General features: G+C 66.4%; 18 protein-coding genes and 1 pseudogene. 6 read left to right on the plus strand and 13 right to left on the minus strand.

Going from position 1 to position 24,512, the window contains the following annotated elements; all coding sequences use genetic code 11:
• Positions 1-149: 149 nt before the first annotated feature.
• Genes ACFYWX_RS37345 through ACFYWX_RS37365 form a run of 5 tightly spaced genes read right to left on the minus strand, consistent with a single transcriptional unit; the run spans position 150 to position 5,550 of the window.
• Entirely contained in the window at positions 150-1,133 is a 984-nt protein-coding gene (locus tag ACFYWX_RS37345; protein ID WP_389429303.1) for an ABC transporter ATP-binding protein, read from the minus strand.
• Complete coding sequence (locus ACFYWX_RS37350; RefSeq protein ID WP_389429304.1) at positions 1,126-2,100, minus strand: ABC transporter ATP-binding protein; 975 nt, start codon at positions 2,098-2,100, stop codon at positions 1,126-1,128. Before ACFYWX_RS37350 ends, ACFYWX_RS37345 begins: the two co-directional genes overlap by 8 nt.
• Before the next feature lie 6 nt (positions 2,101-2,106).
• Positions 2,107-3,000: an ABC transporter permease gene (locus tag ACFYWX_RS37355; RefSeq protein WP_389429305.1), complete on the minus strand. Its 894-nt coding sequence runs from the start codon at positions 2,998-3,000 to the stop codon at positions 2,107-2,109.
• Positions 2,993-3,916, minus strand: coding sequence for an ABC transporter permease (locus ACFYWX_RS37360; RefSeq protein ID WP_389429306.1), 924 nt, complete (start codon positions 3,914-3,916; stop codon positions 2,993-2,995). Before ACFYWX_RS37360 ends, ACFYWX_RS37355 begins: the two co-directional genes overlap by 8 nt.
• 5 nt (positions 3,917-3,921) lie before the next feature.
• A complete protein-coding gene (locus ACFYWX_RS37365) occupies positions 3,922-5,550 on the minus strand; it encodes an ABC transporter substrate-binding protein (protein ID WP_389429307.1) in 1,629 nt (542 codons plus the stop codon).
• A gap of 485 nt (positions 5,551-6,035) precedes the next feature.
• Here ACFYWX_RS37365 and ACFYWX_RS37370 point away from each other — a divergent pair, with 485 nt between their 5' ends.
• The 5 genes from ACFYWX_RS37370 (at position 6,036) to ACFYWX_RS37390 (ending at position 12,184) form a co-directional block, all read left to right on the plus strand.
• Positions 6,036-7,064: an ABC transporter permease gene (locus ACFYWX_RS37370; protein WP_389429308.1), complete on the plus strand. Its 1,029-nt coding sequence runs from the start codon at positions 6,036-6,038 to the stop codon at positions 7,062-7,064.
• Between the two features lie 82 nt (positions 7,065-7,146).
• Complete coding sequence (locus tag ACFYWX_RS37375) at positions 7,147-8,910, plus strand: ABC transporter substrate-binding protein (RefSeq protein ID WP_389429309.1); 1,764 nt, start codon at positions 7,147-7,149, stop codon at positions 8,908-8,910.
• Positions 8,911-9,034: 124 nt separating this feature from the next.
• Positions 9,035-10,015 (plus strand): ABC transporter permease, encoded by a 981-nt coding sequence (locus ACFYWX_RS37380; protein WP_389429310.1) that lies wholly within the window; start codon positions 9,035-9,037, stop codon positions 10,013-10,015.
• Between the two features lie 61 nt (positions 10,016-10,076).
• Entirely contained in the window at positions 10,077-11,111 is a 1,035-nt protein-coding gene (locus tag ACFYWX_RS37385) for an ABC transporter ATP-binding protein (RefSeq protein WP_389429311.1), read from the plus strand.
• Between the two features lie 26 nt (positions 11,112-11,137).
• Positions 11,138-12,184 carry an ABC transporter ATP-binding protein gene (locus tag ACFYWX_RS37390; protein WP_389429312.1) on the plus strand — a complete coding sequence of 349 codons (1,047 nt, stop codon included), beginning with the start codon at positions 11,138-11,140 and terminating at the stop codon, positions 12,182-12,184.
• A 104-nt stretch (positions 12,185-12,288) separates the two neighbouring features.
• Here the strand turns inward: ACFYWX_RS37390 and lanKC are convergent, their stop codons facing one another.
• The 6 genes from lanKC to ACFYWX_RS37420 all read right to left on the minus strand — a co-directional run bounded on the left by lanKC (position 12,289) and on the right by ACFYWX_RS37420 (position 21,369).
• Positions 12,289-14,751, minus strand: a complete 2,463-nt coding sequence (lanKC, locus tag ACFYWX_RS37395) for a class III lanthionine synthetase LanKC (protein ID WP_389429313.1) — start codon at positions 14,749-14,751, stop codon at positions 12,289-12,291.
• A gap of 461 nt (positions 14,752-15,212) precedes the next feature.
• Positions 15,213-16,898, minus strand: coding sequence for an ABC transporter ATP-binding protein (locus tag ACFYWX_RS37400; RefSeq protein ID WP_389429314.1), 1,686 nt, complete (start codon positions 16,896-16,898; stop codon positions 15,213-15,215).
• Positions 16,895-17,488, minus strand: coding sequence for a 2OG-Fe(II) oxygenase (locus tag ACFYWX_RS37405; protein ID WP_389429316.1), 594 nt, complete (start codon positions 17,486-17,488; stop codon positions 16,895-16,897). The genes ACFYWX_RS37400 and ACFYWX_RS37405 overlap by 4 nt, the downstream gene beginning before the upstream one ends.
• 84 nt (positions 17,489-17,572) lie before the next feature.
• Entirely contained in the window at positions 17,573-19,525 is a 1,953-nt protein-coding gene (locus tag ACFYWX_RS37410; protein WP_389429317.1) for an FAD/NAD(P)-binding protein, read from the minus strand.
• Positions 19,526-19,540: 15 nt separating this feature from the next.
• Positions 19,541-20,380: a DUF692 family multinuclear iron-containing protein gene (locus ACFYWX_RS37415; protein ID WP_389429319.1), complete on the minus strand. Its 840-nt coding sequence runs from the start codon at positions 20,378-20,380 to the stop codon at positions 19,541-19,543.
• Between the two features lie 155 nt (positions 20,381-20,535).
• Positions 20,536-21,369 (minus strand): hypothetical protein, encoded by an 834-nt coding sequence (locus ACFYWX_RS37420; protein ID WP_389429320.1) that lies wholly within the window; start codon positions 21,367-21,369, stop codon positions 20,536-20,538.
• Positions 21,370-21,927: 558 nt separating this feature from the next.
• On the opposite strand from ACFYWX_RS37420, the pseudogene ACFYWX_RS37425 reads away from it, so the two are divergent.
• A pseudogene (locus ACFYWX_RS37425) lies at positions 21,928-22,670 on the plus strand (IS5 family transposase); the annotation flags it as partial.
• Between the two features lie 19 nt (positions 22,671-22,689).
• Here ACFYWX_RS37425 and ACFYWX_RS37430 read toward each other — a convergent pair.
• Together ACFYWX_RS37430 and ACFYWX_RS37435 are read right to left on the minus strand one after the other, a co-directional pair.
• Positions 22,690-23,196 carry a DinB family protein gene (locus ACFYWX_RS37430; RefSeq protein ID WP_389429321.1) on the minus strand — a complete coding sequence of 169 codons (507 nt, stop codon included), beginning with the start codon at positions 23,194-23,196 and terminating at the stop codon, positions 22,690-22,692.
• Positions 23,197-23,263: 67 nt separating this feature from the next.
• A complete protein-coding gene (locus ACFYWX_RS37435; protein ID WP_389429322.1) occupies positions 23,264-24,391 on the minus strand; it encodes an ABC transporter ATP-binding protein in 1,128 nt (375 codons plus the stop codon).
• Positions 24,392-24,512: the final 121 nt, after the last annotated feature.

The raw sequence follows: 24,512 nt of genomic DNA on the forward strand, positions 1-24,512 counted from the left end.
GCGCAAGAAACGGGCCGGGAGACATGGCGCTCCCGGCCCGTTCACGGCACCCGCACGGCCGTACGCTGTTCAGCCTGACGCGTCCGTATATCGGAATCGGGTCAGCCAAGTTGCCTGCGTGTTAACGCGGTTGCGGCGGGTTTGTGGGGCTATGCGAAGTGGCAGGCCACTTCGTGCGCCGCCGATCCGCCCATCGGCCGGAGCTCCGGCGCCTCCCCCGCGCAGCTCTCCCGGGCCTGATGGCAGCGGGTGCGGAAGCGGCACCCCGAGGGCATGTTCGCCGGGGACGGTACGTCACCCGTCAGGATGATCCGCTCCCGGGTCTCCCGGCCCTCGGGGTCGGGGACCGGCACCGCGGACAGCAGCGCCTGGGTGTACGGGTGCGCGGGCCGGTCGTAGATCGCGGTGTCCGTGCCGGTCTCCACGATCCGCCCGAGGTACATCACCGCGACCCGGTCCGAGATGTGCCGCACGATCGACAGGTCGTGGGCGATGAAGACGTAACTCAGCTCGAACTCGCTCTGCAGCCGGGCCAGCAGGTTGACGACCTGCGCCTGCACCGAGACGTCCAGGGCCGACACCGGTTCGTCGGCGACGACGACCTCGGGGCGCAGCGCCAACCCCCGGGCGATGCCGATGCGTTGGCGCTGGCCGCCGGAGAACTGGTGCGGATAGCGGTTGACGTGCTCGGGGTTGAGCCCGACGACCTCCAGCAGCTCCTTGACCCGTCTGCGCCTCTCGCCCTTCGGGGCCGCCTCGGGGTGGATCTCGTACGGCTCCCCGATGATGTCGCCCACCGTCATACGGGGGTTGAGGGAGGTGTACGGGTCCTGGAACACCATCTGGATGTTGCGGCGCACGGCCCGCAGGGCGCGGCCGGAGAGCCTGCCGATGTCCTCGCCCTTGTAGCGGATCGAACCGGCCGTCGGCTTCTCCAGGTTGACCAGCATCCGGGCCACGGTGGACTTGCCGCAGCCGGACTCCCCGACGATGCCCAGGGTTTCGCCCCGGCCGAGCGTGAAGTCGACGCCGTCGACGGCCTTGACCGCGCCGGTCTGTCTGCCGAGGAGGACGCCGCGGGTGAGCGGGTAGTGCTTGACGAGCCCGCTGACCTCCAGAATCGGCTCAGCCATGCAGACACCCCCTCCAGTGGTGGCAGGCGCTGCCACGCCCCGCGTCCACCGCGTGCAGCGGCGGTACGTCGGAGCGGCAGTCGTCCCGGGCCGTGGGGCAGCGGGGGTGGAAGGCGCAGCCGGGCGGGATGTCCATGAGGTTGGGCGGCAGGCCCAGGATGGCGTGCAGCTCCCGGCCCTTGTGGTCCAGGCGTGGGATCGAGTCCAGCAGGCCGCGCGTGTACGGGTGGGCGGGCGCCTTGTAGAGGTCGTGCACCGGGGCCGACTCCACGATGCGGCCCGCGTACATCACCGCGATCCGGTCGGCGACGTCGGCGACCACGCCCAGGTCGTGGGTGATGAGGACGAGCCCCATGCCGGTCTCGCGCCGCAGCTCGGCGAGGAGTTCCATGATCTGGGCCTGGACGGTGACGTCGAGGGCGGTGGTGGGTTCGTCGGCGATGACGAGGGCGGGTTCCAGGGCCAGCGCCATCGCGATCATGATGCGCTGGCGCATACCGCCGGAGAACTGGTGGGGGTACTGCCTCACCCGCTCCCTCGCGGCCGGGATGCGGACGCGGTCCATCAGCTCCACGGCCTTCGCGCGTGCGTCCCGCCTCGACATCCCCCGGTGGACGACGAACATCTCGCCGAGCTGGTCGCCCACGGTGAGGACGGGGTTGAGCGAGGACAGCGCGTCCTGGAAGATCATCGCCATCTCGGCGCCCCTGACCCGGCGTCGCTCCTCCCGCGTCAGTGTCAGCAGGTCCCTGCCCCGGAAGAGGATCTCGCCGCCGGTGATCCGTCCCGGCGGTGTGTCGAGGATGCCCATGACCGCCTGGGCGGTGACCGACTTGCCGGAGCCGGACTCGCCGAGCACGGCGAGCGTCTCGCCCGCGTCCACGCCGAGGGTGACGCCGTTGACGGCGTGGGCGACCCCGTCCCGGGTCCGGAACTCCACGTGCAGGTCGCGCACTTCGAGCAGCACGGTGGCTCACCTCAGCTTCGGGTCGAGGGCGTCGCGCACCGCGTCGCCGAGCATGATGAAGGCCAGGACGGTGACCGCCAGCGCCCCCGACGGCCACAGCAGCGCGTGCGGGGCGTTGCGGACGAAGGGCGAGGCGGCGGAGATGTCGATCCCCCAGGACACAGCCGGCGGCTTCAGCCCCACGCCGAGGTACGACAGGGTCGCCTCCAGGGCGATGTAGGTGCCGAGCGCGATGGTCGCCACCACGATCACCGGGGCGACGGCGTTGGGCGCGATGTGCCGCAGCAGGACACGGGAGTTCGAGGCGCCGAGGGCGCGGGCGGCCTGGACGTAGTCGTTCTGCTGGACGGTGATGACCGAGCCGCGGGCGATCCGCGAGATCTGCGGCCAGCCCAGCAGCACCATGAACCCGATGACCGGCCAGACCGTGTTGCTGGTCACCACGGAGAGGAGGACGAGTCCGCCGAGGACGACCGGGATGGCGAAGAAGACGTCGGTGGTCCGGGACAGCACCGCGTCCCACGCCCCGCCGAAGAACCCGGCGAGCCCGCCGAGGACCGAGCCGAGAAGGGCGACCCCGAGGGTGGCGCAGACGCCGACCGTGACGGACGTACGGGCGCCGTACACGGTGCGGGTGTAGACGTCGCAGCCCTGGCCGTCGTAGCCGAAGGGGTGACCGGGCTGGGAGCCCTGCTGGGCCTTGGCGAGGTCGCACGCCAGGGGGTTGCCGGAGGTGATCGCCGACGGCCACAGCGAGATGAGGACCAGGAAGAGGATGACCAGCGCCGAGACGAGGAAGACGGGGTTGCGGCGCAGGTCCCGCCAGGCGTCGGACCACAGGCTGCGGGGTCTGCCGAGGGCACTCACCTGGTCAGCGGTGGTGTCGAGGAGCTCAGGCATGACGGATCCTCGGGTCGAGCACGGCGTACAGGACGTCGACCAGCAGGTTGGCCGCCAGGAACACCAGGACGAGGACGGTCACGAAACCGACGACGGTCTGGGTGTTCTGGCGGAGGATGCCCTGGTAGAGCTGGTAGCCGACGCCGTGGATGTTGAAGATGCGCTCGGTGACGATCGCTCCGCCCATCAGGGCGCCGATGTCGGTGCCGATGAAGGTGACCACGGGGATGAGGGAGTTGCGCAGCAGGTGCCGGGTGACGATCCGGCGCCGGGGCAGTCCCTTGGCGACTGCCGTGCGGACGTGGTCGGAGCGCCGGTTCTCCGCGAGGGACGTCCGGGTCAGACGGGTGACGTAGGCGAGGGAGACCGAGGCCAGCACCAGGCCCGGCACGATCAGCTCGCCGAAGCCGGCCTCGGTGGAGACGGACGGTCTGATCCAGCCCCACTCCACGCCGAGGAGCAGTTGGAGCAGCAGGCCGGTGACGAAGGTGGGCACGGAGACGACGACCAGGGTGAACAGCAGCACGGTCGTGTCGACGGGCCGGCCGCGGCGCAGGCCGGTGACGACGCCCAGGGTGATGCCGATGACGACCTCGAAGAGGATCGCGACGATCGTCAGGCGGACGGTGACGGGGAAGGCGGTCGCCATCAGCTCGGTGACCGGCCGGCCGTTGAACGCCGTACCGAAGTCACCGGTGAGGACGTTTCCCATGTAGGTCAGGTACTGCCGCCACACGGGCTCGTCGAGGCCGAACTCCTGCCTGAGCCGGTCGGCGGTCGCCGCGTCGCACTGCCGCTCGCCGCACAGGCCCGCGACGGGGTCGCCCATCACGTTCACCATCAGGAAGATCAGCAGGGTGGCGCCCATGAACACCGGGACCATCTGGAGCAGGCGCCGGACGACGTAGCGTCCCATGCGGGTCAGCCGACCTTGATCTCGTCGTAGACGGGGACGCTGAAGGAGTTGAGCGTCACGTTCGACAGCCGTTCGGACCAGCCGGCGCTGCCGTTCTGGTACCAGAGCGGGATGGCGGCCATCTCGTCGCGGACGATCTCCTCGGCCTGCTGGAACAGGTCGACGGCCTTGGCGGTGTCGGTCTCGGCGTTGGCGCGGTCGACGAGCCGGTCGAAGTCCTGGTTGGACCACTTGCCGTCGTTGGAGGAGGCGTTGGTGTAGTAGAGCGGCTGAAGGAAGTTCTGGCTCAGCGGGTAGTCCATCTGCCAGCCGGTCCGGAAGGGGCCCTGGACCTTCTGCTTCGTCGTCTGGTTGCGGAAGTCGGCGAAGGTGCCGACCGGGTTGCCGACGCAGGCCCGGTCGTTGCCGAGGGCCTTGTTGACGGAGTTGCAGACGGCGTCGACCCAGAGCCGGTGCGAGCCGGTGTCCGCGTTGTAGGTGATCCTGACCTGGCCGCCGGGCAGCCCGCCGCCCTCCGCGATCAGCTTCCTCGCCGCGGCGGCGTCGTACTCGCACCACTCACCGCACAGCCCCTCCTTGTAGCCGCCCTCCTTGCCGAGGACCGGGGAGGTCCAGTCGGTGGCGGGGGTGCGGGTCTTCTGGAAGATCGTCTCGGTGATGCCCTTGCGGTCGATCGCCCGGGACAGCCCCTTGCGGATCTTGACGGAGTCCTTCTGGTTCCACTTCTTGTCGTAGAAGGGGAAGGCGAGGGTCTGGATGATTCCGGCGGGCGTGTTGAGGTAGCGGTCGCCGAGGTCGCCGCGGACGTTTCTGAGCTGTGCGGCCGGGATGTCGTCGGCGAGGTCGAGGTTGCCGGCCAGCAGGTCGGTGTAGGCGGTGTTGGTGTCGGTGTAGACCTTGAGGGTCACGCCGTCGTTGCGCGCCTTGTCCTTGCCGGGGTAGCCGTCCCACTTCCGCAGGACCATCTCCGCGCCCTTGGTGTACGACTCGACGCTGTAGGGCCCGTTGCCGACCGGCTTCTTCAACCAGGCGTCGTGGTCGTCGAAGAACGCGCGGGGCAGCGGGGCGAAGGCGGGGTAGCCGAGGGTGTCGGGGAAGGCCGAGAACTTCTGGCTGAGCCGGACGGTGAAGGTGCGGTCGTCGACGACCTTCAGCCCGGAGAGCGTGTCGGCGCTCTGCTTGCCCCCGCCCTCGGGGTGGACGGCGTCGTAGCCGTCGATGTAGCTGAAGAAGTACGCGTTCTTCTGGTTGTTCCTCAGGTTCGCGCCGTAGTTCCAGGCGTCGACGAAGGATGCGGCGGTGACCTTCTCGCCGTTGCTGAAGGTCCAGCCGTCCTTGAGGGTGACGGTGAAGTGCTGTGAGTCCGGGGTCTCGATGCGCTCGGCGAGCATGTTCTCGGCCTCGCCGGTGCGCGGGTCGTACCGCTTGAGGCTCCGGAAGATCATGTCGAGGACCTTGCCGCCCTGCACCTCGTTGGTGTTGGAGGGCTCCAGCGGGTTCTGCGGGTCGCCCCAGGACGAGGTGAGCACCGCCCCGCCGGCGCCGCTGCCGCTGGTCTCGGTTCCGCAGCCCGCGGCCACGAGGGCCGTCGCCGCCGCACATACGGCCCACTTGGCGCGCGTGGCTCCACGCATGGGTGTCTCCTCCTGAGAATCCGTCACCGGCCGACCGTTTCTGGCCGATCCGTTATTGGCCAATATCGACTCAAGAGGTGCATACCGCACATGGACCCCGCGCGCCGCGGGGCTGTTGGAGGGATACCGAAGGATCTCCCCCGTGCCTCACAATGGATCTCCACCGGGGGACGCAATGGATCATTGTCATCCGATGCCGAACCGTTGGATTGCTACCCCTTCATGTACGCATTTCGACGCTGAGGTATCCGGATAACGAACACGTTGCCCGCTTCGCCCGGTTCGCCGGGTTCTGGACACGGAACGATTACAACGCGCTACACGCGTAGCTACAGTACGGCAAAGGCGAGGTAAAGAAAGTAAATAGAAGACCAAGGGAGGCTAGTTTTTATTGACCTTGAACGAATTGCGTTGAAAAAGTCCCGCGTAGCCCGTAGGGGAGTGCCCTGCGGAGTCATTCAGACCCTCCCTGGGCCAGGAGCACCATGACCCCCCCTACTCCATCCGCGGCTGCCCCGCTCGAGGTGACCGACGAGGACGTCGAGAAGTCGATCACTTCTCCCGCCCCGAAGGCCAACGAGAGCCGGTCCCCCGGGCAGCTCGCGTGGCGCCGGTTCAAACGGGACCGCACGGGCGTCATATCCGCCTTCGTCGTGATCTTCTTCTTCGTGATCGCGCTGTGCGCCCCGTTGATCGCCAAGGTCTACGGGAAGAACCCGTACGACACCTACGGCCTGAACACGCCGGGCCTGCTCGGCGACAACGGCTTCCCCACGGGGGCCAACGGCGGCATGAGCGGCGATTTCTGGTTCGGCATCGACCCGCAGCTCGGCCGTGACGTCTTCACCTTCCTGCTCTACGCGATCCGCAACTCGCTGCTCATCGCGACCGGCATCACTATCCTCGTCGTGATCATCGGTGTGGTGATCGGCGTGACCGCCGGCTACATCGGCGGCAAGACGGACTGGTTCCTCGGCCGTGTCATCGACATCCTGCTGGCCTTCCCGTCGCAGCTCTTCTTCGTGGCCTTCACCCCGGTGGTGATCGCCCTCTTCGTGGACCCCGAGGACAACACGCCGGTCTGGCTGACCGTCGTCTGCCTGATCGGCCTGCTCACCGTCTTCGGCTGGGCCTCCATCGCGCGACTGCTGCGCGGCCAGGTACTGGCCCTGCGCGAGCGTGAGTTCATCGAGGCCGCCAAGGTCACCGGCGCTTCCCCGGCACGCATCATCTTCAAGGAGCTGCTGCCCAACCTGTGGACGCCGATCCTCATCCAGGCGACCCTCAACCTCCCGCTGATGGTCACCACGGAGGCAGGTCTCGCCTACCTCGGTGTCGGTCTGCAGGACCCGACGCCCGACTGGGGCGTCATGATCGGGTACGCCGCGAAGTTCTACCAGGACGACATCACCTTCCTGCTCTTCCCCGGCGTGGCGATGGTGATCTTCGTACTGGCGTTCAACCTGCTCGGTGACTCGGTACGCGACGCGCTCGACCCGAAGACCAAGCGCTGACTCCGGCCCTTTTCAGGACCACGGCAAAGGTGCCGGGGTGCCGGAACCTCTCTCATCAACTCTCTTTCCTAGGCAGGATGCGATGTCCTTTTCGCGCAGAAACTTCCTGATAGCCACCGGTGTGGCCGCCGCTTCGGGATCCGTGCTGACCGCGTGCAGCAGCGGTGACTCCAGCAGCAACACCGGCGGTGGCAAGCAGGACGCCGCCAAGGCCAAGGCCACCGTGGTCAAGATCGGCACCGCGGAGGACTCCAAGGGCCCGGCCCCCGAGGTCTCCGGCGCGAAGAAGGGCGGCAAGGTCTCCCTCCTGAACGACGACGACTTCTCGCACCTCGACCCGCAGCGCATCTACTACGCCTGGAACTCACTGGCCGCGATCGTCCTCTCCCGGACCCTGACCGGCTACAAGATCGGCGACGATGGTTCGATGACCCTCGTCGGCGACCTCGCCACCGACACGGGCACGATGAAGGACGGCGGCAAGACCTGGTCCTTCACCCTGAAGGACGGCATCAAGTGGGAGGACGGCTCCGACGTCACCGTCGACGACGTCCGCCACGGCTTCGAGCGTGCCTTCGCCAGCTTCATCACCGAGGGCGCCTTCTACGTCCAGACCTGGCTGACGGGCACCGCGGACTACCGCAAGTCGTACCCCGGCCCCTACAAGGGCAAGCACCTGAAGTCGATCGAGACCAGCGGCAAGACCATCACCTTCCACCTCTCCGAGGCGCGTCCGGACTTCAACTACGTCCTCGCGATGCACTCCTACGCGCCGACCCCGGTGAAGAAGGACACCAAGGAGAACTACGACAAGAAGCCGGTCTCCAACGGTCCCTACAAGATCAAGTCGCACGTCACCGACAAGTCGATGGTGCTGGTCCGCAACGAGCACTGGGACCCGGCGACCGACCCGATCCGCAACGCCTACCCGGACGAGTTCGACTTCACCTTCGGCATCGAGGCGCTCACCGCGGCCGACCGTCTGCTCGCCGACTCCGGCCCCGACCAGTACGCCGTGTCGTGGCGCACGATCCCAGTGGAGCGCGTCGCCAAGGCGACCTCGCAGGCCAAGGACCGCGTCTTCTCCGAGCTCGGCAGCGGCGTCAGCGTCTACTGGATCAACACCACCCGTGTCACGGACAAGTCCGTCCGCGAGGCCCTCATCAAGGCCTGGCCGACCGCCAACATCCGTCAGCTCCAGGGTGGCGCCAACCGCGGTGAGTACGCGACCGGCATCATGAGCCCGCTCGTCGCCGGCTACAAGTCGCAGGACGTCTGGGGCAAGCTGAAGAACCCGGCGGGCGACCCGGCCGCCGCGAAGAAGATCCTGGAGAAGGCCGGCAAGACCGGCACCAAGATCGTCTACGCCTACCAGAACGACCCGACCAACGCCAAGGTCAAGGTCGTCGTCGAGCAGGCCCTGAAGAAGGCCGGCTTCGACGTCGTCACCAAGCCGATCGACTCCACCACCTGGTACGACCAGGTCGGCAAGCTCGACAACGGCTTCGACGTCTACTGGGGCGGCTGGTCCGCCGACTGGCCGACCGGTTTCTCGGTCTTCCAGCCGCTGTTCCAGAGCGACCAGGTCAAGGACCAGGGCCAGAACTACTCGCACCTGAAGGACCCGGCGGTCGACGCGGCCATCAAGGCCGCCACCGCCGAGACCGACCAGAACAAGGCCAACGAGATGTGGGCCGCCCTGGACAAGCAGGTCACGGAGCTCGGCGCCTTCATCCCCGACGTGTACATGCGGCGCATCTACATGCACGGCTCCAAGCTCGGCAACGTGAAGATGGACCCGAACTTCGACGGTTGCATGCTCTACAAGATGTACGTCAAGTCCTGATCCCTCACTGAGCGGTGGGGGCGGCCACGACGCCGCCCCCACCCTCGGCTCTCGTCCTCCGGGCCCCCGGTCACCCCGGCCCGGCCCGTTCCGCACGACGGCCCTCCCAGGAAAGCCACTCCCCATGCTTCGCTTCCTCGTCCGCCGAGTCCTCGGCGCCGTGATCACGCTGCTGATCATCAGCGCGGTCACGTTCATGCTCTTCTACTCGGTGCCGCGCGACCCTGCCCGGCTGGCCTGCGGCAAGCTGTGCACGCCTGAGACGTTGGAGCTCATCCGCCACAACATGGGGATCTCGGACCCGCTGCCGCTGCAGTACTGGCACTGGCTGACCGGCATCTTCCTGGGCCGTGACTACCCGGGCTTCGGCCACTGCGACGCGCCGTGCCTCGGTTACTCCTTCGTCAACCGCGAGCCCGTGCTCGCCACGGTTATGGACCGCTTCCCGACGACGTTCTCCCTGGGCATCGGCGCCGCCGTGGTCTTCCTCGTCTTCGGTGTCGGGATGGGCATGATCGCCGCGCTGAAGCAGGGCAAGCCCGTCGACAAGATCGCTTCCGGCGCCTCGCTGGTCGCCTCGTCGATGCAGATCTACTTCGTGGGCACGCTGGCCCTGTACTTCTTCGTGTACCAGTGGCACATCATGGACCAGCCGGGTTACACACCGCTCAGCGACAACCCGGGTGCCTGGTTCAGCGGACTGCTCCTCCCGTGGCTGGTACTCGCCCTGATCTTCACCGCGAACTACACCCGTATGACGCGCTCCCAGATGGTCGAGACACTCACCGAGGACTACGTCCGTACGGCCCGCGCCAAGGGTCTGTCCCAGCGCAGCGTCTTCTTCCGCTTCGCCTGGCGCGGCGCGATGGGGCCGATCGTCACCATCTTCGGCATCGACCTGGGCGTTCTCTTCGGTGGCGCCATGATCACGGAGAGCACCTTCAGCCTTCAGGGCATCGGCATGCTCGCCGTGAAGTCCGTCATCACGAGCGACCTGCCCATGCTGCTCGGCGTCATGGTGCTCACCGCCTCCTTCGTGGTGATCGCCAACATCGTCGTGGACGCCTGCTACGCCCTCATCGACCCGCGGATCCGGCTCGCCTGACCGCGCGGCACCCGCCCGCCCCGCCAGCTACCCCCCGCATCACCCCCTCTGGAGCGTCCCCGTGACGAGCACCGATCAGCAGCCCTTCCTGTCCGTCAAGGATCTGAAGGTGCACTTCTCGACCGAGGACGGCACCGTCAAGGCCGTCGACGGCCTCTCTTTCGACCTCGTACGCGGCAAGACGCTCGGCATCGTGGGTGAGTCGGGGTCCGGCAAGTCGGTCACCAACCTGACCATCCTGGGCCTGCACAACCCGGACACCACTCACGTCGAGGGCTCCATCGTCCTCGACGGCGAGGAGCTGAACGGGGCGCCGGAGAAGACCCTTGAGAAGCTGCGCGGCAACAAGATGGCGATGATCTTCCAGGACGCCCTGGCCTCGCTGTCGCCGTACCACACCATCGGCCGGCAGATCGCCGAGACGTACCGCAAGCACACGGGCTGCTCCAAGCAGGAGGCCCGGGCGCGCTCGATCGAGATGCTGCGCCGGGTCGGGATCCCGCAGCCGGAGACCCGGGTGGACGACTACCCGCACCAGTTCTCCGGCGGCATGCGCCAGCGCGCGATGATCGCCATGGCCCTGGTCTGTGACCCGGAGCTGCTGATCGCCGACGAGCCGACCACGGCCCTCGACGTGACTGTGCAGGCCCAGATCATGGACCTGCTCAAGGACCTCCAGAAGGAGTTCGGCACCGCGATCATCTTCATCACGCACGACCTGGGCGTGATCGCGGACATCGCCGACGACGTGCTGGTGATGTACGGCGGCCGGTGCGTGGAGCGCGGGACCAAGCAGGAGGTGCTGCGCGACCCGCAGCACCCCTACACCTGGGGCCTGCTGAGCTCCATGCCGAGTCTGGACCACCCCGTCGACGTGCCGCTGAACCCGATCCCGGGCTCGCCGCCGTCGCTGCTGAACCCGCCGTCGGGGTGCCGCTTCCACCCGCGGTGCGCATTCGCCGAGAAGGTCGAGGGGGGCCTGTGCTCCAAGGAGCGTCCGCTCCTGGAGCTCGTGGACGGCCGCGGCAGCGCCTGCCACCTGACCGCCGAACAGCGCGGCGAGTACTTCTCCGACCTCGCCGGCGCGGCGAACTGACGTACAAGAGACGGGATTTCACCACCATGAGCAGCACCACTCCCCTCCTGGACGTCTCCGGGCTGACCAAACACTTCCCGATCAAGGGCGGCTTCCCGATCCGGCGCACGGTCGGTGCCGTGCAGGCCGTCGACGGCCTGGACTTCCAGGTCGCCGAGGGCGAGAGCCTGGGCCTCGTCGGCGAGTCCGGCTGCGGCAAGTCGACGACCGGACGCCTGATCACCCGGCTCCTGGAGCCGACCGGCGGTTCGATCAAGTACCAGGGCAAGGACATCACGCACGCCAATCGCAAGCAGTTGGCGCCGATCCGGTCCGAGATCCAGATGATCTTCCAGGACCCATACGCCTCGCTGAACCCGAGGCAGACGGTCGGCAAGATCATCTCCGGGCCGATGGAGATCAACGACATCCGCCCGGACGGCGGCCACGAGAAGCGGGTCCGCGAACTCCTGGAGATCGTCGGCCTCAACCCCGAGCACTACAACCGCTTCCCGCACGAGTTCTCCGGCGGCCAGCGCCAGCGCATCGGTGTCGCCCGCGCCCTGGCCCTGGAACCCAAGCTGATCGTGGCCGACGAGCCGGTCTCCGCGCTGGACGTGTCCATCCAGGCGCAGGTCGTCAACCTGCTCCAGAAGGTCCAGCGGGACCTGGGCATCGCGTTCCTGTTCATCGCCCACGACCTCGCCGTCGTACGGCACTTCTCGCAGCGTGTCGCGGTCATGTACCTCGGCAAGATCGTGGAGATCGCCGACCGCGACGACCTGTACGGCAACCCGCGCCACCCCTACACCCGGGCGCTGCTGTCGGCCGTGCCCGAGGCCACGGCGGAGGACACCCCGGCCCGCGAGCGCATCCGGCTGCAGGGCGACGTGCCCTCCCCGATCAACCCGCCCTCCGGCTGCCGCTTCCGCACCCGCTGCTGGAAGGCGACGGAGAAGTGCGCGAGCGAGGCTCCCCCGCTGGTGCAGGTCGAGGGCAACAAGGCCGGCCACCTGACCGCCTGCCACTACCCCGAGACGGCCGAGACCGTGCCGGCCCCCCGCCTCGCCAAGGACTCCGAGCCGGCGGCCTGACCGCACCACACGATCCCCCTGCTTCCGGGGGAGGAAGGCCCGCGCCCACCCGGCGCGGGCCTTCTCCGATTCGCGCGGCCGACTCGCAGCTGCGCGGAGGATGGTCACCCCAGGTCGCGCCCCAGGAAGGGGAACACGATGGTCCGCCCACGGGCGCTGGCGAGGGCAAGCAGTGCTGCGATCGAGCCGGTGGAGAGGTCAGTGGAGAGCCGAAAGCGGCGGTCTCCAATGAAGTCGACGGAGTCGTCCTGCAGGAAGACGGCGTCCCAGCCGAGCGAGCGCACATGGTCATCGGTGGGCAGTCCGTGGTCGACCCGAGCGAGCACGCTGCCCACCCGGCCTCCCCAGAGTCCGAATCCGGCGGCGATCTGGTCCAGCGACCGCACCAACAGCTCGTGCGGCTCGCGCAGTTCGACGGCACCGAACCCGATGGCCGCGCGGGCGACAACGGCCATGCCGCCTCCCCCGTCAAGCCCGGGCCCGACCCGCCTGGCCCGCTCCAGCAGCTCCAGGTCACGTCCCAGTTCGTCGACCGCCCTGGCCAGTGACTCCGGGTCGCCGGTGGCACGGTGCAGGTGTATGTGCAGCAGTGCCGGCCCGGTGCGCCCGTGCAGCAGGCCCACCCGGCGTGCGCTGTGCGGCCCTTGCTCGATGCGAGCGGCGATATCGAGGGCTGCGTCGAGCCACCGTGCGTCGCCGGTTGCCCGGTGGTGAAACAGCACGGCCAGGGCCACGCCCGACCGTCCCGAGGCGAAGGAGTCCGGGACGCCCTGCTCGTCCGCCTGGGCCAGGGCCCGCTCCAGCACCTCGCTGGCCAGGTCGTGTTCGCCGAGTTCGTCGAGAGTGTGGCCGAGGCCGGCGAGACCGCCGGTGAAGCCGGGTCCGTCGCCGCTCTCACCGGCCTTGACCCGGTCGACCAGCCAGCGTACGTGCTCGGCGGGCACCGTCCAACCGGTGCGGGAGAGGGCCCACAGGGTGCCCGCGGCGCCGAAGGCAAAGGTGGTTCCGCCGCCGGGGCTCATGAACTGCATAGGATCACCGGGATACAGCCGGTCCGTGCGGTTGGGCGTGGCAGTCGCGAGAACCGAGTCGACTATCCGGGCCTCCAGGTCGGAGTGCTCCGCCCGCTCGGGCCAGGCAACGGTGCATTCATGGCGTGTGGGCAGGTTCTCAGGGCTGAGCCAGGCGAGGATGGAGTCGACGAACTCGACGGGCACCTGGAAGTCGCGCACCATCTCGTCCACCAACTGCCGTGCCTTGTGGGCGCTCCAGGGCACCGCTTGCGGCACCGGGATGAACAGAACGAGCTTGAGGACGGCGAGCGCATAGCGGTCGATGTCCCGGCCCCTCAGGTGCTCGGGCGCCCTGAACCCCAGGCTGCCCATGGCCTGTGGCCTGGCCTCGTCCACGGGTGTAGCCGTCTCCAGGTCGATGAACCGGATCTCGTCCTTGGTAACCAGCACGTTGGCGAGACTCAAGTCGCCGAAGACCACGCCGCGTTCATGCATGGCGTTCATGCCGTCCTCGACGCTCCTGAGCACGTCCAGCGCCCAGGTGCGGTAGGCGTGGCGGGCGCGGGGGCTGTTGTCGCCGACGGAGTAGGGGTGGCGGGTCGCCATCGCCGCGGACAACGAGTCCCCTTCGACGTACTCACGCGCCAGATAGTGGTGCTCGTGCCCGGTCAGATAGTCAATGAACTCCGGGACGCAGGGCAGGCCGCTCAACCGCTCCAACGCCCAGTGTTCGCGCTTCATGCGGGTGACCGCATCCCCCCACTCGGCGTCGACTCCGGCCATCGGGCGAGCTTCGCGCAGCAGCACGTCCCGGCCGGTGCCGTCCTCGGTGGCCCGGTAGATCCCACCGCCGTTGGAGAAGTGCAGCGCACCTCGGATCTTGAACGGGAAGTTCGCCAGGGTGCCTTCCTTGCGGGCCTGGAGTGCCTCGTGCAAGAAGTCCGGGATCTCCACCCAGGCGGGGGGCCGGAAGACCGGTCGGCGCTCGTCAGGGACGAGGGTCCCGTCCGGGCCGGTCATCGCGGGCACCATCACCCCGCGCTGGTCACGCGTCGACCGCCATACGTAGGCGCCGTAGCGGACGTACAGCGGCCCCTGCTTCCAGCGCAGATCGGTGAGGATGTACGGCCCGGGGGTCCCACCGACCAACTCCTCCATGCCGTTCAGCAACTGCTCGGTGTGTCGGTCGCCGTGCGGGTAGACGGTGATGAACTTGCCGCTGGCCGTGCGCTCGCCGTTCTTGGAGTTGCGGCGCCTGAGCACGGTGGCACTGCGTATGAACTTGAACATCACCCCCCGCTCGACCAGATACGGGACGAGTGTCGCCAGCAGACCCTCAGCCGTGTCGAGGGTGCCGGACACATGGATCTTCCAGCCCTGCTCCGGCCGCCCGGAGGGGTCAGGCGGCCGACATGAAGTCCAGTCTCGCCCGCGCTCGACGCGCCACTCGTCGGGCAGGGAGACCTCGAAGTCGTCCTCCGCTTTCTCCGCGTCGGGCACGTCGTAGAAGAGCTTGTCAGGTCGGCAGAACTCAAGGAAGCGAAAGTCGAGCATGGTGAGCAAACTCCTGCGGTCAGCCACGCGAGCATTTCCTCAAAATATAGCCTCGCGCGAAGTAAAGTAAACGTAAAACATTCGTCAAGATCACCTCCGGGTATTGCACGGGAAGCGGTGCCGCAAATAACGTACCCAAGCGAACCATCCGTGCCCCAACGAACGGAAGGAAATCAATGCAGGCAACTGGATCTTCGGCGCTCAAAGAGCCCGCCGAGACCCTCGTTGAGCTCGATCACCAGGAACTGATAATTCCGGTGGACTTCGACGAGGAGGAGCTGGAGGTGTGGATGACCAACGTCCCCACGCCGTGCTGTAGCGGTGGCGGGAGCACGTCTGTGATCTGCAGCGCCGGCTGCCGGGGACGCCCGGGTCCCATCTGAGCGCGCCTCAATCAAGGTGTCCCTGAGGAGCTGACGCTTCTCAGGGACACCTGCTTTTTTGCTTCTTTTTAATACCCGTCATACCGATTCGACGATCGCGACCTTTCCCGAGCTCATAGTCAGGACGATGTCGCCGTCACGCAAAGTGGGCAATCTGTGTGCCACCACGATGAGGGTTTTACCTTCGATCCTTTGCAAAAGCCCCTCGAATACCGCTTCCGACGTTGCGTCATCGAGCCCACTGGAGAATTCATCGAAAACCAGTACGGGGTAGTCGGCAAGCAATGCTCGCGCGACCGCCATTCGCTGTCGCTCGCCACCCGAAACCGTGGCACCGCGATCACCGACGACCGTGTCCAGGCCGTCCGGGAGACGGGTGAGCAGACCGTCCAGTTCTACGGTGCGCAGCACTGCGGTCATGCGTTCAGGAGTGCACGATGGATCGCCAAAGGCCAGATTCTCCCGGATGGACAGATTGAACAGAGTCGGCTCCTGGGGGACCAACGTCGCCACCGCCCTCATGTCCTCAGCCGTGCGCCCGCTCGCCAGACAGGCGGAGACCGACCCCGCTTGCGGAATGATCAGGCCGGCCAACATCAGCGCCAAGGTGCTCTTGCCCGAGCCCGACTCTCCGGTGACGAAGACGCGTCGGCCAGCCGGCAGGGTGAGGTTGACCGAGTCCAGAACCTTCCCGATGCGCTCTCCGTAGCTGAACTCCGCATCCACGAAGCGGATTTCGGTAACCGCTTCCCGCTCCCTGGCGTCGACGACGTGCTTGTCCCGTCGCGGCAGAGAATCCGGCAGGTCGATCAACTCGAAAATACGCTCGAACAATGCCCTGGAGCTCTGGACATCCGCCGACAACTGCATCAACTGCTGGATCGGCATCGAGATCTGAGCCTGCAACGCGGTGATGACGATCACCGCACCCAGCGATATCCCGTGCAAGGCGGTACCGGCGGCCCAGTAGGCCAGGATCGGCAGGACGGCCAGTGTCATGGAGATCGTCGCGAGCGCCGTCCGGCCGGCGAGACGCTCTTGGATCGCGGTGTCCGCGGCCTCTCGGGACATACCGTCGAACCTTTCGAACTGCCAGTGTTCCCGGCTCAGCGTCCTCCCGAGCAGCACACCCGAGAGCGACAGATGCTCGCCGATGAAGTGGACCATGTCCGAGGCCTTGCCCTGCTGGGCGTGGGTGAGGCGGCGACGCTTCCGGGCGTACCGGTTGTTCAGGATGTTCAGAGCAACAGCCACCGATAGCGACACCAGGGCGATGGGCCAGCTCATGATCAGCATGATGACCGCGGACGTGATCAGTGCCGCCGCCGAAGCGACCATTCCTTGTGCGGCGAACGTGAGGACATTGCTGACACCCTCGACATCATTGGCAATGCGGGTCTGCACGTCGGAGACCGAGTGGCGCGTGAAGTGCTCCAAGGGCATCCGCTGAGTGGATCGAAAGATGTCCCTGCGCAACCTGTGCACCAGGCCCTGACCGATCGTGTGATTGAGCCGTGCCGTCACCACCATGCAGAGGGACGACAGCACGACTGCGAGCAGCATGAGCGAGCAGAGCATGCTCAGCAGGCGTACGTCGTGCTGCGGAAGCGCCACGTCCACAACGCCCTTCAGCAGGACCGTGCTGGTCATGGTGAGAGCAACGGAGGACAGGACGACGAAGAACGAGACGGTGAGCCTGACCCGGTCGAGAGCCAGCAGCCTCAGCACGCGTAGCCACAGAACGCGGCCGCCGGGATGCGTCATCCCGCGTCCCGCAGGCCCTGCGGCAGAGGCTGGAAGAACCCGGTCATGGACATCCGCAGATTTTCCCCGGCGCGTGCGCTCACGCTCCGCACCGAGTGAGGAGTTCCCGCCTTGATGACCACAAGTCGGTTGGGCACAGCCGCGACGTACTGCCCAAGATCGGTATTGATGCCCTGGTAGCGCTCGACCGATGCCTTTCGCTCCCCCATATTGTGGGCGATCAACAGTTCGGCGCCCCAGGACGACTTCCAGTCCTCATGGACGTACAACACGAAGGAACCGGATCTGTCCTTGGCGTCATCGTGCCAGGAGAGGCCCGAGCCGACCGGGTACAGGTAGGGCGTACAGGTCAGGAAGTCCCAGGCGCTCCCCCGCAGTCCGATCCACGCGGCGAGTGAGTCCTCGGCCTCCAGCAGTGCCTCGACCACTTCGTCCGCGGAGTCACCCGAGGGGTAGGAGGCCAGGCCCTTGGGTACCTTCGGGTGGTTGTGATAGACGGTGCGGCCGACCAGCGGCTCTCCTTCGACCAGGCGATGGAAATGGTTCGGCTGCCAGACGTTCTTCAGATGGACGAAACGCTCGTCGGCCATGCGGCTCCGAACCGAACGGAGGGTCTCCGCAGTGAGGACATCGTCGAACACCGCATATGTGTCGGTTTTGATGCTCGGTATCATTCAGCCCTCCGTGGACGGGTCCGGGTAGCCGCCGGCAAGCGATTGAAGGACGTGTCGTGCCACCCGGTCGGTCAGGTGGAAGACATCGCTGTCGGTCCCCGCACGTGGCAGACCCGGCGTCAGGATCGGGTTCGAGGTGTCGGCACCGACCGCGTACATGGTGCGGCTCACGCCGCGGTCAGCGGTGATGAGGCTGCCGTGCCGAGTGACGGTGACCCTCTGCGGCCCGGGCTCATGACCGGGGGAAGTACGACCGAATTCCCGCCACGACACTTCCCCGCGCCGCTGCAGCTGCTTGATCAGCTCGTCGCTCGTCCGCGTCACCGATGGCATCGAATGGCGCGCCTCTATCACGTGGTCGACATTGATGGTCACGGGAACGGTCTCGCTCCTGTATTTCACCGTCCGCGTCTCGGTGTCATTGACGATGCGCGATCCCTTACCCAGGAAGGTCACCACACCGGCGCGGGAAAGAGCTTGTAGCTCCAGCTGCCTCGGCCACGGGGCCCCTCCTGTCAGGATCGCCATCCTGGCCCACACCCAGTCCCGTGTCGCCTGGTAGAAATCGGTGTTTGCCCGAGGCCCGTGCGAACGCGCGGCCGTCATGAGGGAGGTGGTGAGATAGGAGAGACCGATCCGGAGTGCCAGATCGCGGCTGTGTTCCTTGGACAAGGTGCGATTGGTGATCTGCGCGATATACCGCCTCATCCACGACTGGAGGGAGTCCAGGTCATGGAAGTTCTGGCCCTGGAGCGGATCCAGCAGACGGCTGAAGTCGAGTCGCTCATCCTCCGGGATGATCGTCGCGATTAGCTCTTCCTGGGCCGACGTTCCCGGTTCGAGGGTCGGGTAGGTCTGCTGGAACCGTTCCAAGACATGGGAAGAGCGCTCGGGATCGGCGGCGAGGAGTTCGCAGTAGTAGAAGTACTGGAGCTCCGACGTCATGCGCGCGGTCGCTTTCCGGAGAGCGCCCGCCGTGTCAGTACTTCGAGCCAGCTCGGCGAATATCCGGGACGAAGTGAACCTGGGCACGGGGCACTTCACCATATTGCCCGTCATGGGCCACCATCGGGCAGGATGCGCCAGCACACCGGTCCGTGACGTGGCGAAAATGCTTGGCTCGTCGCCGGACGGTTCGTACCTCAGGGAGCCGTTGGCCGCTCGGTGAAATGTTCCACCTCGCACCGTAGTGAGGAGCTGAAGGTAGTCGAAGAACGTGAGCCCCAGTCCACGCAGCAGCACACGCTCGCCGGGCTTGATGTGCGACGTCTTCGACAGCGCGGCGTGACCGGGTGGTTCGTAGCTGCCCCGGTACGAGGACAAGGCTCGCCGCAGGTCTTCCTGGCCTGCGGCCAGCTCCATGGGAGGCCTGCCCTGGGCCAGAACCACGCGATGGCAGATGAGCGGCTGCGGTTCGTCGGCGAGGCGGACGGCTTCGGCTCCACTCTGCGACGGGGATGCCAGCGCGATCTCAACTGCCAGTGACTTGTGCCGGTGTATGCGAACGTTATTGGGCGCGTTCTGCACGACGTGCTCCAAGAACCAGCCCATGTACTTGCCCATCACTGAGCGCGATGCCCACCGATAGGGAGAGTGGGCGTCCACCAGACGGTCCAGGGTCTCGTCCACGCTCAGGACCTCGCCCGACGCGATCGCCCATTCCTGAAGTGTGGGGCCTTTCCGCACCGGACCCTCACAGCTGGAGGAATCGTCGGTGAACAGGGTCATCAGCCCCGCATGCGAGTTCATCCAGAGCTCAGCCGGCTGATCGACCGGCCAGGTTCGACTGCCGCGTTCGAGGCATGGGTCGATCAGATGGATGTGGACTTCCCGTTCCTGGTCCGGAAAGTACTCGGGAATATTCACGACGAGACGCTCAAGCGTTGACAAGCCATAGAGTCCCGCGCCGATCACAGCGACAACAAACGGTGGTGTGTGATCATGGACTGCCACCTCGATCGCCTTTCCTCAGCTCCGGGGGTAGAAGATTTCGCGGCTCATCGCAACCTCTTTGACCAGTGCCTCGAAATCAGGGAAATTGTCGTCGCGCTCCACGATGACCGCACTCGGATTGCAGCGCTCCGCGGCAGCAGCCGCCAACCGCCAGATCTCCTCGCCGATCGTCTCGGAATGACTGTCGATGTGGTGCCCCGTCGACGTCACCAGGCCACCGGCCAGATGGATGTGCACGATCCGATCCGTCGGCAACTGGTCCAGGTAGCCCAGGGGGTCGAACGAATGATTCTTGGAATTGATGTAGAGATTCGCCACGTCGAGCAGCATGAAACAACCGGTGGCCGCCATGATTTCAGCGAAGAACGAAGCAGCTTCGACATGGCCGGTACCGAGCGAGAACGAGTAGGTGATGTTCTCCACGGCCAGCGGGATACCGAGAGCCTCTTGCGCTTGATCCACATTCCTGATGCATACGCGGAGACTCTCCTCGCTGATGACCGGAGGGCACAGATGCCCGGAATCCGCGCCGGGGACGTGAGTCATGGCAAGGTGTTCGCTGTAATACGAGGAGCCACAGGCGTCCGTGACCTTGCGGATCTCGGCCAGATAGTCGTCCGGGATACGTCCCGCGCCGGCCAGCGACATGCCGACACCGTGGGTCACGGTGGTGAACTCATCGGCGACTTCGCGAAGCCGCCGAGGATTGTCATGGCCGAACCACTGATCGGCGAGTATCTCGACGACATCGATTTCCGCACGGTGCAGGGTGAATTCCTTGCTCAGCTCCTTGCGGTAACCCAGACCCGCTCCGTGTATCGGAGGCCGCCAGCTGCTTGAATCGTCCGAGGTCACCGCATCATCCTTCGATCGAGCTCGTGCTCGGCTTGCCCCTGAGGCTCCATAGGGCGCACGCCCGGCAAGCGGCACAGCCTTCCAGAGGGCGTGGTTTTACCCTGTCCAGTTCTTCGGAATGGTCCGCCACGATGAGATCGGAAAGGTGCGTCTCGTCATGCATCGACATCGTTCTCCTTGAGATGGTGAGAGCCGACGACGCGAGACTTCACAAGACTTCCCAGCAACGCCTCGAGCGCCTTTACCGAAACGTTCAGACCCTGTTCCGAGGCGTACTCGTGCAGATGTCTGGCGGTGCTGGGTTCGTTCATTTCGGTGAGCAGGCTGTAGGCCGCTTCCGTGATGCGGAGAATGACGGGCATACGACGCGATGCGGACGGGGCGATAACGACCCAGGTGGGCTCGCGCTCGTCCACCATCTTCTTCTTGCCCAGCAGAATGGCAAACGCGTCGACAGAGAAGTGTGCGAGGGACGTGTGCGGAAGCTTCCAGTAGAGCGATTCCCAGGAGAACCGATCCGGATCAGGTGCCGAGCCGGGTGTTCGGCCGCTCCTGATCTCCTGCTCCCGCCTGGCCGCCATCAGCAGAAATTCCAGCTGGGCGACATCGGAGAGGGCTCTGGGCACACCCTCGTAGAAGTCATGGCATTCGCGTACGAATTCGACGAGCTGCTTGGCCAAGCCGCCCCACTCGGCGAGACGACTGTAGGTCCTGCCCTCCTGGAACTCGTGCAGAATTTCCGGCCGTTCGGCGTGCAGCCACTTCCATGTGGTGGGCATATGCGAGGCCAGGGAGCCGAGCTGCTTGGCCTTGAGCCCCTCTGCGAACTCGTCCGCTTCGCCCGGCGAAAGATTCCGCACTAACTCAGCATTCGCCCCGCTGAGTCCCATATGGACGGCGAAGGATCCGGGATCCATTCGGTGGGCCAGCCGGTATCCGGGGTTGAGGTAGATCTTGAAGAGTACACTTTGAAGGTCTTGCAGAGTCACGAGCTCACTTCCCTCGGCAGCCCCACAGCGCCCGCAGCAAGCGGTGCATTGTGCTTTCGATCAGTGACGGCTAGCCACTACCCGAGGAAAAGGGAGTATCAGAGACATCGGAGCAGCCGAGATGCGAGGGCCGGAACCCAGGCATGATGGAACATCGCATTCGAAGATCATCCCCGTATATTCCGCTTCGCTGGATCGGGGCCCCTCGCTCCGATCCAACGCAAAGCTAACGTGAGCGGTTGGTCTGTACGCCACGCCTTTCGAACACCTGCCGGAAGGCTAGGCGGACGAGCGAGACTTCCGCAAGCAAGCAAAGGAATCTTGATCCAACTTTGCGACTTCTTTTCTTTAGGTCGAGCTTATAGTGCTCAAATAGACGAGAAACAATCAGATCGGGCCACATGGACGGTTCCCTGGCGGAGGCGCCGCAATACTGGAGCCCATGGTCGGGTCGCAGTGCTCTCCAACATCGATGGGTCTGGGCTCCAGAGCCGTGAACACACGTCTCCGGCGGCTCCGCATACCGTTCTCGCAGGTCAACCCGCGAATGTGACGCGGGGTGAGATCGATCTGTCCCTGGTCAGCATCGACGCCACCACCGCGCGCGCTCACCACGACGCAGCCGGGATGCACCTGGGCGAGGACGTCCTCACCGCGCTGGAGAAGGCTGCCACCGAGGGGGAGAAGGCCAGGTCAAAAGGGGCAGTGTCGAAGAACAAGACGGACAGAACGGCGAGTTCGATCCCGGGCGGGAGGAACGACGACGCATCCGGCGTCGGCGAAAACTCCGGCTGAAGGCCGCCCTCCTGGGACGCTCCAGGGGCGGGCAGACCAGCAAGGCCCACCTGGCCGCCGACCGCAGGTGCCGCCCGCTGGCGTTCGTGCTGACCGCGGGCCAGGCCGCGGACAGTCCGCAGTTCATCCCGGTGCTGGGGAAGTTACGGGTCCGCGGCCCCGCCGGCCGCCCCCGCACCCGGCCGGACGCGGTCGCCGGCGACAAGGCCTACTCCTCCCGCGCAAACCGGGCCCACCTGTGCAGACGCGGCATCAAGGCAGTGATCCCGGAGAAGAAGGACCAGGCCGCAAACCGGAAGAAGAAGGGCTCCGGAGGCGGTCGACCCGTCAGCCACGACGCCGCCCTCTACAAGGAGAGGAACACCGTCGAGCGCCTGATCAACAAGCTCAAGGCCTGGCGAGGCATCGCCACCCGATACGACAAGACCCCGGACAGCTACCTCGCCGGCCTCCACCTACGAGCCTCGATGATCTGGATCAAAGACCTCACCCGGACCACCAACTGATCACGACTCGATACGCGCCCTAGTCCCCCGTCGTGCCGTCCGCCAGTTCGCGCAGGATGTCGATGTGCCCGTTGTGGCGGGCCGTCTCCTCGGTGAGGTGGAGGAGGATCCAGCGCAGGTCGACGTGGAGGCCGTCGCGGACGGGGCGCTTGGCCTTGGTGTCCAGGTCGTTCTCGGCGACCAGCGTGCGGTAGCGGGCGCTCTGGGCCGCGTACTCGTCGAGCAGCTGCTCCATCGGGAAGTCGACGGCGACGCGCATCTCGCGGTCGGGGTCCTCGTCGGTCCAGGGGCCCTCGTCCTCCTCGCCGAGGAAGACCACCTGGAACCACCAGTACTCGACCCAGCGGAGGTGGTTGATCAGTCCGCTCAGGGTCATCAGCGGTGAGGTCGGCAGGGGTGCCCTGCGCGCGTTCTCCGCGGAGACGCCCTCGCACTTGGCGCGGGCGGTGTCGCGGGCGTAGTCGAGGAACGTGGTGAGCTGGGTGCGCTCGTCCCACGCGGGAGGAGTGTCATCTGTTCTTGTCATCGCGCTGAGCATTACTGATCACAACGACCGCTGTCGAGGCATTACTTGGTGGCGGGCACATCCAGCCCTATCCCTCGGCCCCCTCCTCCAGCGCCGCCAGCGCCGGGTCCAGGACGATGTCCTCCTCGCGTGCCTCGATCGTCGGTTCCTCCGGGAAGTGGCAGGCGGTGAGGTGGCCGTCATGGTTGCCGGAGAGCTGGATCAGCGGGGGTTCCTCGGTCGCGCACTGGTCCTGCGCCTTCCAGCAGCGCGTACGGAAGCGGCAGCCGGACGGCGGCGAGATGGGGGACGGCACGTCACCGGCCAGCCGGATCCGCTCACGCCCGCCGGAGGCGCCCTCGCCGTCGGTGACGTTCACCTCGGGGACGGCGGACAGCAGGGCGTGGGTGTAGGGGTGGCGGGGGCGGGTGTAGATGGAGTCGCGGTCGCCGACCTCGATCACTTTGCCGAGGTACATGACGGCGACGCGCTGGGAGAAGTGCCGTACGACGGCGAGGTCGTGGGCGATGAACAGGAACGCGATGCCGAGCTCCTGCTGCACCTTCTGGAGCAGGTTGACGACCTGCGCCTGGATGGAGACGTCGAGCGCGGAGACCGGCTCGTCGGCCACGATCAGCTTCGGCTCCAGCGCCAACGCCCTCGCCACACCGATGCGTTGGCGCTGGCCGCCGGAGAACTCGTGCGGGAAGCGGTTGAAGTGCTCGGGGTTGAGGCCCACGATCTCCAGCAGCTCGCGCACCCGCGCCTCCCGGCCGCCCGCCGGGTTGATGTCGTTGATCTCCATCGGGCCCGAGATGATCTTGCCGACCGTCTGGCGGGGGTTCAGCGAGGAGTACGGGTCCTGGAAGATCATCTGGATCTCGGACCGGATCGGCGCCAGTTGCTTGCGCGAGGCGCGGCTGATGTCCCGCCCGCGGTACGTGATCGTCCCGGCCGTCGGCTCCATCAGACGGGTGATCAGGCGCCCGGTCGTCGACTTGCCGCAGCCGGACTCGCCGACCAGGCCGAAGCTCTCGCCGACGTGCACGGTCAGGTCGATGCCGTCGACGGCCTGCACCTGGCCCACCGTGCGGCGGATCGGGAAGCCGCCCTTGACCGGGAAGTGCTTGGTGAGCCCCTCCACGACCAGTAGCGGTTCTCCGGCCGACTCGTCGGCGGCCTCCCGCGGGGCGGGCAGCACGAGGTCCTCTGTCATGCCGTGTCCTCCTGGGTCAGGGGCCCTAGCTTGATCTTTAACGTCCGGCATCGAATGGTGCGTCGAACTTGATCACTCAGTCCGGTAACTGCCGTACGCAGAAGCGGCCTTCGTCTGAACA

The sequence above is a fragment of the Streptomyces sp. NPDC002888 genome, from assembly GCF_042888465.1.
Taxonomy (GTDB): Bacteria; Actinomycetota; Actinomycetes; order Streptomycetales; family Streptomycetaceae; genus Streptomyces.

Excerpts from the sequence above, each read along its gene's own strand:
- ACFYWX_RS37345 (WP_389429303.1), bottom strand. The coding sequence starts at position 1,133 with ATGGCTGAGCCGATTCTGGAGGTCAGCGGGCTCGTCAAGCACTACCCG.
- ACFYWX_RS37355 (WP_389429305.1), bottom strand. The coding sequence starts at position 3,000 with ATGCCTGAGCTCCTCGACACCACCGCTGACCAGGTGAGTGCCCTCGGC.
- ACFYWX_RS37360 (WP_389429306.1), bottom strand. The coding sequence starts at position 3,916 with ATGGGACGCTACGTCGTCCGGCGCCTGCTCCAGATGGTCCCGGTGTTC.
- ACFYWX_RS37365 (WP_389429307.1), bottom strand. The coding sequence starts at position 5,550 with ATGCGTGGAGCCACGCGCGCCAAGTGGGCCGTATGTGCGGCGGCGACG.
- ACFYWX_RS37370 (WP_389429308.1), top strand. The coding sequence starts at position 6,036 with ATGACCCCCCCTACTCCATCCGCGGCTGCCCCGCTCGAGGTGACCGAC.
- ACFYWX_RS37375 (WP_389429309.1), top strand. The coding sequence starts at position 7,147 with ATGTCCTTTTCGCGCAGAAACTTCCTGATAGCCACCGGTGTGGCCGCC.
- ACFYWX_RS37380 (WP_389429310.1), top strand. The coding sequence starts at position 9,035 with ATGCTTCGCTTCCTCGTCCGCCGAGTCCTCGGCGCCGTGATCACGCTG.
- ACFYWX_RS37390 (WP_389429312.1), top strand. The coding sequence starts at position 11,138 with ATGAGCAGCACCACTCCCCTCCTGGACGTCTCCGGGCTGACCAAACAC.
- lanKC (WP_389429313.1), bottom strand. The coding sequence starts at position 14,751 with ATGCTCGACTTTCGCTTCCTTGAGTTCTGCCGACCTGACAAGCTCTTC.
- ACFYWX_RS37400 (WP_389429314.1), bottom strand. The coding sequence starts at position 16,898 with ATGACGCATCCCGGCGGCCGCGTTCTGTGGCTACGCGTGCTGAGGCTG.
- ACFYWX_RS37405 (WP_389429316.1), bottom strand. The coding sequence starts at position 17,488 with ATGGCCGACGAGCGTTTCGTCCATCTGAAGAACGTCTGGCAGCCGAAC.
- ACFYWX_RS37430 (WP_389429321.1), bottom strand. The coding sequence starts at position 23,196 with ATGACAAGAACAGATGACACTCCTCCCGCGTGGGACGAGCGCACCCAG.
- ACFYWX_RS37435 (WP_389429322.1), bottom strand. The coding sequence starts at position 24,391 with ATGACAGAGGACCTCGTGCTGCCCGCCCCGCGGGAGGCCGCCGACGAG.